General features: G+C 58.1%; 10 protein-coding genes and 2 tRNA genes. 4 read left to right on the top strand and 8 right to left on the bottom strand.

Features of this window, described 5'->3' with window-relative positions; translation table 11 throughout:
• Positions 1-120: 120 nt before the first annotated feature.
• The 4 genes from IEX77_RS07200 to truA all read left to right on the top strand — a co-directional run bounded on the left by IEX77_RS07200 (position 121) and on the right by truA (position 3,594).
• Positions 121-194: transfer RNA gene (locus IEX77_RS07200), tRNA-Ile, on the top strand.
• A gap of 17 nt (positions 195-211) precedes the next feature.
• A tRNA-Ala gene (locus IEX77_RS07195) sits at positions 212-285 on the top strand.
• Positions 286-473: 188 nt separating this feature from the next.
• On the top strand, positions 474-2,825 hold the full coding sequence (topA, locus tag IEX77_RS07190; protein ID WP_188808326.1) for a type I DNA topoisomerase: 2,352 nt from the start codon (positions 474-476) through the stop codon (positions 2,823-2,825).
• A 7-nt stretch (positions 2,826-2,832) separates the two neighbouring features.
• Positions 2,833-3,594 (top strand): tRNA pseudouridine(38-40) synthase TruA, encoded by a 762-nt coding sequence (gene truA, locus IEX77_RS07185; RefSeq protein ID WP_009433811.1) that lies wholly within the window; start codon positions 2,833-2,835, stop codon positions 3,592-3,594.
• A 93-nt stretch (positions 3,595-3,687) separates the two neighbouring features.
• Here truA and IEX77_RS07180 read toward each other — a convergent pair whose 3' ends face one another.
• The 8 genes from IEX77_RS07180 to porX all read right to left on the bottom strand — a co-directional run bounded on the left by IEX77_RS07180 (position 3,688) and on the right by porX (position 12,924).
• On the bottom strand, positions 3,688-4,374 hold the full coding sequence (locus IEX77_RS07180; RefSeq protein ID WP_188808325.1) for a transglycosylase SLT domain-containing protein: 687 nt from the start codon (positions 4,372-4,374) through the stop codon (positions 3,688-3,690).
• Positions 4,375-4,578: 204 nt separating this feature from the next.
• A complete protein-coding gene (locus IEX77_RS07175; protein WP_188808324.1) occupies positions 4,579-5,373 on the bottom strand; it encodes a transporter substrate-binding domain-containing protein in 795 nt (264 codons plus the stop codon).
• 9 nt (positions 5,374-5,382) lie between these two features.
• Entirely contained in the window at positions 5,383-7,458 is a 2,076-nt protein-coding gene (locus IEX77_RS07170; protein WP_188808323.1) for a putative porin, read from the bottom strand.
• 44 nt (positions 7,459-7,502) lie between these two features.
• A complete protein-coding gene (locus IEX77_RS07165; RefSeq protein WP_188808322.1) occupies positions 7,503-8,534 on the bottom strand; it encodes a cation diffusion facilitator family transporter in 1,032 nt (343 codons plus the stop codon).
• Positions 8,535-9,159: 625 nt separating this feature from the next.
• Entirely contained in the window at positions 9,160-9,723 is a 564-nt protein-coding gene (locus IEX77_RS07160) for a hypothetical protein (protein ID WP_188808321.1), read from the bottom strand.
• Positions 9,724-9,911: 188 nt separating this feature from the next.
• Positions 9,912-10,658 carry a 2,3-diphosphoglycerate-dependent phosphoglycerate mutase gene (gene gpmA, locus IEX77_RS07155; protein WP_060934738.1) on the bottom strand — a complete coding sequence of 249 codons (747 nt, stop codon included), beginning with the start codon at positions 10,656-10,658 and terminating at the stop codon, positions 9,912-9,914.
• A 66-nt stretch (positions 10,659-10,724) separates the two neighbouring features.
• Complete coding sequence (locus IEX77_RS07150; RefSeq protein ID WP_188808320.1) at positions 10,725-11,360, bottom strand: HAD family hydrolase; 636 nt, start codon at positions 11,358-11,360, stop codon at positions 10,725-10,727.
• Between the two features lie 7 nt (positions 11,361-11,367).
• The gene (gene porX, locus IEX77_RS07145; RefSeq protein ID WP_188808319.1) at positions 11,368-12,924 is read right to left on the bottom strand and encodes a T9SS response regulator signal transducer PorX; all 1,557 of its coding nucleotides are present in this window, start codon (positions 12,922-12,924) and stop codon (positions 11,368-11,370) included.
• Positions 12,925-12,986: the final 62 nt, after the last annotated feature.

Below are 12,986 nucleotides of genomic sequence, written 5' to 3'. Positions count from 1 at the left end.
GGCTTTAGTATAGTTAGTGTAGTATGTACGTAAGAGATGAGTTAGGTGATTTTTCTGAATGTGCGTACTCGCTTCTGCTGTCGATATCTTTTCTTCTCACCTTATTATAGTCCTAAAGACAGTCCTATAGCTCAGTTGGTTAGAGCGCTACACTGATAATGTAGAGGTCGGCAGTTCAAATCTGCCTGGGACTACTTTAAGTGACTTACCTGGGGGATTAGCTCAGCTGGCTAGAGCACCTGCCTTGCACGCAGGGGGTCAACGGTTCGAATCCGTTATTCTCCACTTTTTTCAAGACGATCGGCTTGCCTCATACGAGGTGAGCCGATCTTTTTTGTATCCAGTCCCCTCTTGTGCTCTATATCTGCTCTTTAGAGTGCGCTGAGTATGCAGGGGTGGGGGCTTTTTGCTACCTTTGCACCGGGCGTGCCTGCCCGTAACCATTATAATAGAAGAGATAGGGTAATCCGTAGATGAATTTAGTTATAGTAGAGTCTCCGAAGAAGGCCGAGCTGATCTCTGGCTTCCTCAAAAAACATCAACTGAACGACTATAAGGTCATGGCCAGTGCGGGCCATGTGCGTGACCTCAAGCAGCATTCCTTCAGCGTGAATGTAGAGGATCGCTTCCGCCCCGAGTACGTCATCACCGAGGACAAGAAGAGCCTGGTGCGCGAACTCAAAGCCGCAGCAAAGAAAGCCGACCTCGTCTACCTCGCTTCCGATGAAGACCGCGAAGGTGAAGCCATCGCGTGGCACCTGAGCGAAGCCCTCGAGCTCAAGCCAGAGAAGACCCGCCGTATAGTCTTCCACGAGATTACCGCCGAAGCCTTCCTCCATGCCCTGGAGCACCCACGTGAGGTGAACATGAATCTTGTCGATGCGCAGCAGGCACGCCGCGTCCTCGACCGTATCGTGGGCTTCGAGCTCTCTCCCGTACTGTGGAAGCGCATCCGTCCCTCGCTCTCGGCAGGGCGTGTGCAGAGCGTAGCCGTCCGACTCATCGTCGACCGTGAGCGTGAGATCACAGCCTTCGTACCCCAATCTTCTTACCGCCTACAGGCGACCTTCGTCCTCCCCTCGGGTGAGCGTCTCTTGACAGAGCTCAATCATCGCTTCGCGACCGAAGCCGAGGCTGAGGCCCTCATGACACGCTGTGCTACGGCCGACTTCTCTATCGGTGCGATCACGCGCCGTGCTGCTCGCCGCTCGCCAGCTGCTCCCTTCACCACATCTACGCTGCAGCAGGAGGCCGCACACAAGCTCGGCTACTCCGTCTCGCAGACGATGCGCCTCGCGCAGTCCCTCTACGAATCGGGGCATATCACCTATATGCGTACTGACTCGGTCAACCTCTCTTCGCAAGCCCTCGGCGCTATCGCTCGTCAGATCGAGAAGCACCCTGGGAAGGAATACCACCAGCCCCGCCGCTTCCAGACCAAGAGCAAGGGCGCGCAGGAGGCTCACGAAGCTATTCGCCCCACCTATATCGACCGCGAGCGTGTCGGTGGTACGGCTCAGGAGCAGCGTCTCTATGACTTGATCCGCAAGCGTACCCTCGCCTCGCAGATGGCGGACGCAGAGATCGAGCGCACGACCGTCTCGATCCCCGTCTCTGGTACGGACTATGCCTTCACTGCACAGGGCGAAGTGATCACCTTCCGAGGCTTCCTCGATGTCTATATGGAGTCGACGGGAGAGGAAGGCAATGCAGAGGTGACAAAGCTCCTCCCCGCAGTCAAGGAGCGCGAAGCTCTTTCGCTCGAAGCTCTCACGGGGGAAGAGCGCTTCACACAGCGCCCTGCCCGCTACACGGAGGCTTCGATGGTGAGCAAGATGGAAGAGCTCGGCATCGGCCGTCCCTCGACTTATGCTCCCACGATCCAGACGATCCAGAATCGTGGCTATGTAGAGCGTGCTGACCGCGAAGGCCAGCACCGCAACTATACCGTACTGACCCTCAAGGATGGCGCCGTCAAGCGTGCTGTCAAGAGCGAAGTCTACGGTGCCGACAAGGGGAAGCTCCTACCTACCGACGTGGGTATCGTCGTCAATGACTTCCTCGTCGATCAGTTCCCCAATATCGTCGACTACAACTTCACGGCGCGTGTCGAGGAAGAGTTCGATACGATCGCCGAAGGGAAGACCGCTTGGTCAGGCGCTATCGGCGACTTCTACCAGCGCTTCCACCCCGAGGTAGAGCGTGCTACGCATGAGCGTCCTGCTCAGCGTGTCGGCCAGCGTATCCTCGGTGTACAGCCCTCGACGGGGCTGCAGGTATCGGTCAGCATCGGTCGCTACGGCCCTATGGCACAGCTGGGTACGGCAGAGGATGCCGAGAAGCCCCGCTTTGCTTCGCTGCAGAAGGGGCAGTCGCTTGAGACGATTACCCTCGAAGAAGCCCTTGCGCTCTTTGACCTGCCGAAGAATATCGGTGAGTACGAGGGTGAGGTGATGACAGTCGCAGTGGGTCGCTTCGGCCCCTATGTCCGCCACGCAGGGAAGTTCTACAGCCTACCTAAGGACACCGATCCCCTCTCCTGCACCGCAGAGCAAGCTATCGAGATCATCCGTGAGAAGCGTGAGAGCGAGGAGAAGAGCCTCCTGAAGTCCTTCACCGAAGATGCCGACCTCTCGATCCGCACCGGTCGCTTCGGCCCGTACCTCAAGTACAAGACCGACAACTACAAGCTCCCTAAGGATGTCGACCCCACGTCGATGAGCTACGAGGACTGTATGAAGCTCATCGCTGAGACGCCTGCGAAGACGGCTCGTAAGGGCGCAGCTCGCAAGTCCTCTCCCCGCGCTAAGAAGTCGAAGAGCTAAGCTGTAGATGCGCTACTTCATCTCTCTGAGCTACGACGGCACGAACTACAGCGGCTGGCAGACCCAGCCCGATGCTCCGACCGTCCAAGAGACTATCGAGAAGGCGCTGACGCTCGTCTCGCGCTCTCCCGAGCCTATCGCTATCGTCGGTGCTGGGCGCACAGATGCTGGCGTCCATGCTCGTGGTATGGTCGCTCACGTCGATCTGCCGATGGACCTCGAGGCAGCACGTGAGCTGATCTTCCGCACCGACCGCTACCTCCCTCACGATATCGCTCTGCATAGCATCCGCCCCGTGACGGACGAGGCACATGCACGCTTCAGCGCTACCTCCCGCACGTACCGCTACTATGTGACGCTGCGCAAGGATCCCTTCCAAGAGTCACGCATGCTGCGCCTGCACTTCCCGCTGGACTTCGAGCGGATGAATGTAGCTGCTGCCGAGCTCCTGCACTTCACGGACTTCACGAGCTTCAGCAAGCTCCATACCGACGTCAAGACGAATAACTGCCGTGTCACCGAGGCTTACTGGCGTCCAGGCGCGGAGCCTGGTCAGTGGATCTTCACGATCACGGCCGACCGCTTCCTGCGCAATATGGTGCGTGCCGTCGTCGGGACGCTCTTCCAAGTCGGTAAGGGACGCCTGTCTGTCGAGGACTTCGCTGCCGTCGTCGAAGCCAAGGATCGCGGTCGTGCTGGCTCGTCAGCTCCAGGACACGCCCTCTATCTTGAGGCTGTCGGCTATCCCGAAGAGCTGTATCTGGACTAAGCTCCTCCCGTACATCTCTAATAAATAGCGCAGGCTCCTCCGCCCATAGTGGCGGAGGAGCCTGCGCTATTTATGTATAAGGGGAAGGGGTATTTACTGCCCGACACCCCAAGCCGCGAGGCTATCGCATAGGGCGGGGGCATTGCGGCGCGTGACCCAGAGCGTGCGCACAGAGTCGGTGAGCGGGAGCTTGCAGTCGAGTGCAGGGTAGAGGCGTGTGAAGCGCTCCGCCTCACGGGAGGTGCAGACGGTATAGCGGATCTTCCCTGAGGCGACCAACTTCGCCAGCTCTTCGACGCTGTGAAGCGTGTCGAGCTGGATACGCAGGCTGTCGCCTGTCTGCTTGACGAAATACTTCTGGATGTAGGTGGTGGGAGTGCCCTTGGGTAGGGTCAGTGAGTGGCCCGCGAGCGCAGAGAGCTGGCTGATGTAGCGTGTGCTGTCAGCATGGCGCTGGACGAGGTAGAGGGATGCTGCCCGCTTCTCGGCGAAGTGTCGGTACTCCCGGTTATCTATCGCTGCATCGTAGATGCTGGAGTAGACGAAGAGATCTACCTTTCCAGTCGACAGTTGTCCGAGTGGCTTGAACTGCAAATCTATAGAATCTGGGGGGACGATCTCGACACGTAGCCCGCTCTTTTGCCTTAGATCTCTTGCGAGCTCTTGGATAGCAGCGTCATAGATCTCGCTTTGATCATCACTGAGAAAGTCGTTGCCAGCGATGAGGCGGAGTGTCCCCTCCTGGCGTATCACGGGGTAGTCACGCTCGACACTTCTCATATCCCTTGCTCTGCGCCGCTCCGCCCGCCTATGGCGAGAGTAGGAGTGGCACTCGGCGCCGAGGACGAGGACAAAGATCAGGAAGAGCCAATCGGAAAGGGTCTTAGGAAAAAACTTCTTGCTCATATCGGAGCTTCGTCATCGTATCGGGGATAATGCCCAGTGGACGCTATGCTTATGGCGTGTAGACCGCAGGTATAAGGTCTATCGTCCGACGCCCCAAGCGATGAGGCTATCGCGAAGTGCAGGCGAATTGCGGCGCATAAGCCAAGCTGTGCGTACGGAGTAGCTCAGCGGGAGACTGCAGTCCAGTGTAGGGAAGAGACGTGCAAAGCGCTCCGCTTCCTCAGAGGTGCAGGCGGTATAGTTGATCTTCCCCGAGGCGACCTGCATAGCGAGCTGCTCGGCAGCGTAGAGTGTGTCGACCTGGATGCTTAGGCTGTCGCCGATCTCTTCGCCGAGATGCTCGATGAAGAGCGAGAGGGGAGAGGCTTTCGGCAGGGTGATGGAGTGCCCAGCGAGCTCTACCTGACGGCGGATGTGGTGTGCGCTGTCTGCACGGCGCTGCACGAGGTAGATAGGTCCAGAGGTCTTCTCCGCGAAGAGCATATAGCGGGTGGTATCTACTGCCGAGGTATGCGTGATGGGGTGGGCAACGAGGTCTGCTGTGCCGGTGCTGAGGTGGCGAAGGGCTTCGTCCCAGCGGTTCTCCAAGATGACCTCGACACGTAGCCCGCTCTTCTTCTCCAGCTGCTTGGCGAGCTCGTAGATAGCGCCCGAGAGCTGTCCGCCCTGCACTTCTCCACCACTGCCGTAGCCTGCGAGGAGGCGAAGTGTGCCCTCCTTGCGTATCTCGGGGTAGTCGCGCTCGATGAATGGGAGCGAGGCGGCCTCTTGGCTTGTCTTGACCTGACGGCGCAGGTAGAGGAGCATAGCGATGGCCAGGAGGAGTAGGAAGGCATATACCCAGAGGCGGGTATTCGTGCGGAGCTTAGCCATAGGGGAGGGTTAGTTGTTGAGGTCGACGACGACACCTGCGGAGAGGTGCATCGGGTTGTAGGGGTATTTGTACATCGAGAGGCGCTCGTTGGTCATGAAGGCCTCACCCACATTGTACATCTGGAGGAAGAAGCGTGCGCGCTTCAGGCGGAAGTTCGCATAGGCGATGAGCAGTGGTGCCTGTCCGCCGACATTGCCTTCCGTCTGGAGGGTGAACTGCTGGTCGGTGGGCATATAGTAGGGCGCGTGATAGGCGGAGTGCCAATAGCCCTTGACGCCGAGGTCGACGCGTAGGACCTTCGCCAAGAGGAAGCGCAGATACACATCAGCGGCTCCCGTGAGCGAAGGTAAGGGGAGTACAGAGGGGGCAGAGGACTGCTGGTAGGCGGCCTCGAGACCCCAGTTGATCGGGCCGAAGGAGCCTGCCTGTCGAGCACGCAGAGCGAGGACCTGGATGAGGTCGGAGTGCTGCTGCGTCTCGCCCTTGCTGTCGAAGTAGATGTAGTTCTGCAGGCTTGCCGTACGTGCCTCGAAGCTCGTCCCCCAGGAGGAGAGGTGCACGCGACCACCGAGCTCAGCACGGCGGGTGAAGCTCAGCGACTTGTCCCACCAGCCGTAGGTGCCGTGGTGATGTGCAGCGAAGTAAGAGGGGCGTGCATTGTCGACATAGGCATCGGCCTCGAGGGCAAAGCGCTTCTGGAAGAGGCTGAAGGCGGTGCGGATATCCCCCTCGAGCTTGAAGGCGCCAAGGTCCGAGCCGAGGACACCCAGCTCTCCACGGGCGGAGAAGTTCAGCCCTGTGCCTTCGCGACGCTCGATGAGCCCACCGATGAAGGTCGAGCTAAGTGCCGTGCGGGTGTAGCGCTCTGTGGCGAGGTCGGGGAGCGATGCCCAGCGGTTCTCCTGACGGAGGTAGGCTGAGAGGCCGAACTTTACCCAGGGGCGGAAGCCCTCCATCAGCGAGAGGGCGACGGTATTCTGCAGGGTGACGAGCTGTGCGGTGTCGTTGGGGAGGGTATAGGTCGTCGTGGTGCCGTCGGCATTGGTGCGGGTATGGGTCACGGTAGGCGTGCCGAAGACCGTGCCCCACTGGTCGCTCTCGGTGTGGGAGAAGAAGCGACGGCTCTGCTTGTTGTAGTAGGTCGTCAGCGAGATACCGCCCACGGGGACGAAGTACGTGGAGTCGAGGCTCTGGAGGGCTTCGGAGCCTTCTTGACCCTCTATGGGTAGGGGCTGCTTGCGCTTGACGGTACGGTAGGAGCCGAGGCGGTAGGACTGTGCGAGGTAGGCGTGACCAGAGCGGATGCGGTTCGTCAGCGCACCCGTACTGATGAGTACGGGGACGTCGCGCGAACTGATCTTGGTGCGGCTATTCGTGTAGCGCTCGGGATTGTAGATGTAGTCGGCATTGGTGATCCCACCATTCTCCTCCTGCTTGTAGTAGTCGTTGGCGATGTAGCCGAAGAGCTCGTAGCGGTCGCCACGATAGGAGGTGAAGACGCGGTAGCGAGCATCCTTGCTACGCCCCTGCGTGTAGAAGCCACTGGCATAGGTGTAGTCGAAGCTCGCCCCGACGTTCAGCTCCTTGCCGAGGTTCGCCCCGAAGTCAGCCGTGATGACGTCCTCACTCTCGTTGCTCTTGAAGTTCTTGTGATAGCGCACGTAGGTGAAGGGCGTCTTCGTGTCGTAGTAGCGTACCGCATCGGGCGTGTAGAGCATGCGGTAGTAGCCGTCGGCATAGAAGAAGTCGCTGACACGGCGGGGGCGATCGAAGAAGAGCTTCGCCTGCCACTGGCTATTCGTATTCCCCAGATAGGAGACCCCGAGGGAGCGGAACTCCGGTGAGATGTACTCGAAGGTGTAGTGCGTCAGCGTGTCGGGCATCTCGACGCGTACGGCACGCGCCACATCGGGTGTGATCTTATAGGCCTTGAGCTTGTCGCCACGGACCATCTTGATTTCATCTGGAACCTCGACGACCTCACGTACCTGATAGGGGTCGTAGGGGCGCACGGGCTCTTGGGCAAATAGCGTGGCGGAGCTGAGGCCGAGGAGGCCAAGGAGCAGGAGGCTTCTTATCTTCATTAAGTAGAATGAGGCTGGGGAAATATACGGACGATGAGGGGGGATTAGCACTGCTCCATACCGCAGCTGCATCCCCGTGGGTCAAGCTCGATAGTCAGATGGTCGAGCTGGTAGCGGCGAGCGACCTGGCGCACTGACTCCTTGAGGGCTGCGAGAGCCTCTGGGCTCGTGGCGTCTGCACAGTCGTAGACGATGTGCAGGGAGGCGATATGCTGCTCGCCATTGAGCGTCCAGATATGTAGGTCGTGCAGGTCGAGCACCCCAGGTAGGGCACGGACTTCATCTGAGAAGGCCTCTTGGTCTACGCCTTCGGGCACCCCCTGTAGGAGGATGAGGAAGTTGTCGCGCAGGGCAAAGTAGACATTGTAGAGGATCCAAGCGGTGATGCCGAGGGAGAGCAGGGGGTCGAGGATCTTGAAGGAGGGGAAGAAGTACATCACGATACTCACCACGAGTACCGCTACCCATCCGAGGACGTCCTCCATCAGGTGCAGGCGCATGGAGCGCTCGTTGAGCGATGTGCCGCCACTCATTCTCCAGGCTGCGAAGCCATTGATCAGGAGACCGAAGACCGCGAGGACGAGCATAGCACCCGCGCGAGGTGGATCGGTCGGCATGATCAGGCGCTCGATGGACTCCTTGATGACGAAGACCGAGCCCACTAAGAGGATGGTGGATATGAGAAGCGAGCCGAGGAGTGAGAAGCGCTTGTAGCCGTAGCTGAAGTGGCTATCGCGGCCCTTCTTCGAGAGGCGCTCGAGGTACCACGCCACACCGAGCGAGCAGGAGTCCCCGAGGTCGTGGAGCGAGTCGGAGAGGATCGCTACACTACCCGTGTAGAGCCCCCCGAAGAGCTCGATGATGGAGAAAAAGAGATTCAGCAGGAAGGCAATGAGGATATTCCCCTCCGCATGATGGTGGTGGTGATGGTGGTGATGCCCCTGGCTGTGACTGTGTCCGTGGCTGTGGCTATGGGAATGACCGTGGTCGTGATGATGACCGCAGTGGTCGTGGTCGTGATTATGTTCGTGAGCACACACGTCTCCGTGCTCATGCTCGTGCTCGTGGGGCTTCATAGGAGTTGTTTACGATACGTTAATTGAAGTAGCTTCCTTCTTGACACAAAAGTACAACTATTCCCCCTCTTTCCCCTGTGTACGCCCCATAGAGGACGCACTTCCACGCTGGCGCTATCCTCTTCCTCGTCCACATTCCTCGGGGATAAGCCTGGGGATAAGTCGGTAGACGGGGAGGAGGCTGCACTGCTCTTGGTGCGAACGCGCCGATGCCAATGCGGCGGTGCTATGGGTATTCTTCGGGGATAACGCTGGGGATAAGGCTGTGGGAAAGGTGCTGCGTGTGGTGGAGATCGTACACCTTGAGGGGGATTATTCACCTAAGATGTGCGGGGAGGAAGTGCGTCGGTGTAAGGGATGCTGAAGCATCTTGTAGAGGATGGAAAAGCAACCTATAGTGGTCGCTGTGACGATCTATATAGGTTTGCTCACGGACCAATATAGGTCCACGCGTCGACCAATATAGGTTCGCCCGCTGACCAATATAGGTTCATATCACCCTCTTGTAGGAGAGGGCGTTTTGTCCTCGTCTTGAAGAGAATGTGATCCCTTGCATAACGCACTAAGGCCAGGAGGCGCAGTGTGCAGCCTCCTGACCTTAGCCAAGGGTAGAGTATGGGGTAGGCTACTTCGTGATGGTGCCTTCGAAGGCAATCGTCGACTCCGTCTTAGCCTCGTTGAGTGCGGTGAGGATCTTCGTGATCTCTTCGCTGGGACTCTTGCCGTAGCGCGTCTTGTAGCTATTGAGGTACATAATGTACATAGAGAGATCCAGCTGACCGGAGAGCTTGCCATCCTTGATGGAGAAGCTACCTACCTTGGGGGCGAAGGGCATAGCACCGTGCTTAGGGGTGTGGATAGTAGCACCATTCTGTACTTCGTATTCGCGAGTGCCTTCCTTGCCGGTGAAGGTAATCTTGTTGCCCTTGAGCGTGACCTGAGTGAACTCGCCCGTGCCGAGGACGGCTTCGCCGAAGTTGAACTCGGCGAGGTTGATCTTACCGATGCCGTCGAGGGTGACTTCTGCGGGAGTGACCGTCACCTTGCTGATGGTGTAGGTGCCATCGGTGCCGGTGACGACGGGGTTGGGTGTTGGCTTGGGCTCGTCGTTACTCTTGCCACCGCAGGAGGAGAGGCCGAGGCTGAGGCCAGCGAGGAGAAGGACCGAAGCCCACTTCTTGGTATTCATATCTGTGAACGGACTAATGTGTGATACGATGACGGAGGGAAAAGTCCCTCCCTACGAGGAGCAAAGGTAGCTCAATATGTAGGCTTAATGGCTCACAGTCTGCAATATACCTATATATAGGTAAGCGCCCCAGATAGCACGTGCTATCTGGGGCGCTTTTATCTAACAAGTAGTGGGGAGTCGTAGGCTTAAGCCTTCTTACCCTGGTTGGCTACAGCCTCCATAAGCTTCTTGATCTCTTCGGGGTCACCGAGGAAGTAGTCCTTGACGAGACGGAGCTCATCGTCGAACTCGAAGACGTAAGGAACGGCCGTGGGGAGGTTCAGCTCGACGATGTCTTCGTCAGAGATGCCCTTGAGGACCTTGATGATACCGCGCAGGCTGTTACCGTGAGCTGCTACGAGGACGTCATCGTGCTGCATGAGCGAGGGGAAGATCTTGTCTTCCCAGTAGGGGAGCGTACGAGCGACCGTGTGGCAGAGCGCTTCGGTCAGGGGCAGGTAAGCAGGTACGACACCCGAGTAGCGGGGGTCAGCCTGAGGTGCGCGCTCGTCGGTAGCAGCCAGAGGCGTGGGAGGCACGTCGTAGCTGCGGCGCCAGATCTTCACCTGCTCGTCGCCGTACTTCTCAGCCGTCTCAGCCTTGTTGAGGCCCTGAAGCATACCGTAGTGCTTCTCGTTGAGGCGCCAGCTCTTCTCTACGGGGATCCAGTCGAGGTCCATGACGTCGAGGATCTGGTTGAGGGTCTTGATAGCGCGCTTGAGGTAGGAGGTATAAGCCTGCGTGAAGTGGAAGCCGTTTTCCTTGAGGATGGCCCCTGCCTTCTTAGCTTCTTCGACACCCTTCTCGGAGAGGTCTACGTTGGTCCAGCCAGTGAAGCGGTTCTCCTTGTTCCACACGCTTTCGCCGTGACGGATCAGTACAATTCTCTTCATGATTCGTTGATGGTCTATAAATGAATTAGTAATGTGCTCGTTTATCGACTGCAAAGATAGCCAAACTTATCCGTGCTGGTTGAGCTGGCTAAGGAGCTGGCGTACGGGCTCCCGCCAGTCCTCGCCATTGAGGGGCTGGTAGGTGTGTATGCCGAACTCACGCGCCATGGCTACGTTCGCAGGACCGTCGTCGAGGAAGAGCGTCTCCTCGGGGCGCATATTCCCCTCGCGGAGCATCGTCTCGAAGATACGGCGGTCGGGCTTGACCATACCCATCTCGCAGGAGGCGAACTTCTTCTCGCAGAAGGACGAGAGCGTGCGGCCACTGGGGAGGAAGCGGTCCGACTCGCAGAAGTCCATGACGTAGGGATTGGTATTGGAGAGGATGAAGATGCGGTAGTCCCCGAGCTCCTCCTCGATGAAGTCGAACTTATAGGCGTCCACTTCGCTGAGGAAGCCGAAGTAAGCGTGAGCGATGTCGTCGTAGGTGAGTGTACGCCCCGCCAGCGAGCTGAGCGCTGCACGGAACTCGGGCTCCGTCATACGCCCGTCCTCGACCTGGAGGAAGTAACCACTCTGAAGGTAGGGATCCAGCATCTTCTCGACGTCAGGTACCCCGAGGGCAGAGAAGCGGCGTAGGGCCTCTTCGCGATCCAGTCGGAAGAGTACGCCGCCGAGGTCCAATACGATGTTTCTTATCATTCAGTGTTTAGGATTTGGGTTGCATCGTGATCAGCGGGATGAGCATCTCTTCGAGTGAGATCCCCCCGTGCTGGAAGGTGTCACGATAGTACTGCACGTAGTAATTGTAGTTGTTGGGATAAGCGAAGAAGTCATCGCTGTAGCTGAAGACATAGCGGTCGGAGAGATTGACCTGTGGCAGGCCGATCTTCGCCGGTACGATGGCTTCGTAGACCTCCTTAGGGTTGTAGGTAAGGGTCTTCCCGACCTTGTAGCGGAGGTTGGTATTGGTATTCTTGTCGCCGACGATCTTCACGGGGTTCTTCACGCGGATGGTACCGTGGTCGGTAGTGAGGATCACGCGGTAGCCCATCTCGGAGATGTGCTTGAAGAGGTTGTACGTCGTCGAGTGGCGGAACCAGCTGCGCGTCAGCGAGCGATATGCTGCCTCGGTGTTGGCCAGCTCGCGGATCATCTTGCTCTCGGTGCGGGCGTGGGAGAGCATATCGACGAAGTTCAGCACGATGACGTTCAGCTGATACTGCTTGAGGCTATTGAGGTTGCCTAAGAGGCGCTCGCCGAAGCGTGCTTCGTAGACCTTATTATAGGAGAAGGAATAGTTCTTGCGGTAGCGCTGGATGAGCGTCTGGATCATCGGCTCTTCGTTGAGGTTCTTGCCCTCTTCACTCTCTTCGTCGACCCACAGATCGGGGAACATCTTCGCGATGTCCAGCGGCATCAGCCCTGAGAAGATCGCATTGCGAGCGTACTGCGTAGCCGTGGGGAGGATCGAGAGATAGAGGTCTTCGTCGAAGGTGTAGAACTCGCTCAGCATCGCCTTCACCGACTCCCACTGGTCGTAGCGGAAGTTATCGATGAGGATGAAGAAGACCTTCTCACCTGAATCCAAGAGGGGGAAGACCTTCGTCTTGAAGAGGTCGGGGCTCATCAGCGGGCGCGTCTCGGGCTCGCGGATCCAGCCCTCATAGTTGCGGCTGATGAAGCGGCTGAAGAGGCGACCAGCGTCGGTCTTCTGCATCTCCAGAAGCTCCTTCATCTGCGCGTCGCCTTGCTCCAGCTCGATCTCCCAGTGGACGAGGCGGCGGTAGAGGTCCTTCCATTCGTCGATGGAGAGGCGGTCGCTCATCTGCGTGCTGAGCTGAGCGAACTCCTGACGATAGTTCATCGTCGTGGTCTCGCTGATGATCGTACTCTGATGAAGGTTCTTCTTCAGGGACAGCAGGAGCTGGTTTGGGTTGACGGGCTTGATGAGGTAGTCGGTGATCTTACCGCCGATGGCTTGGTTCATCAGCTCTTCTTCCTCACTCTTGGTGATCATGATGACGGGGAGGAAGGGGCGTAGCTCCTTGATGCGCTGCAGGGCTTCCAGGCCGGTAAGTCCAGGCATGTTCTCGTCAAGGAAGACGAGGTCGAAGTTCTGACTCTGTACGGCTTCGATAGCGTCGGAGCCACTGAGGACGGGGGTCACTTCGTAGCCCTTCTCCTTGAGGAAGAGGATATGTGGCTTGAGCAGATCGATTTCGTCGTCTGCCCAGAGGATCTGATATACTTTGTTGCTGCTCATACTTTGCGAAGATAATAAAAGTTATGGGGGCTCTCCCCCCAGCTATAACGGCAGACTTCGCC

The sequence above is a fragment of the Porphyromonas pasteri genome, from assembly GCF_014647755.1.
Taxonomy (GTDB): domain Bacteria; phylum Bacteroidota; class Bacteroidia; order Bacteroidales; family Porphyromonadaceae; genus Porphyromonas; species Porphyromonas pasteri.
This window is presented reverse-complemented; position numbering and strand designations above follow the sequence as displayed.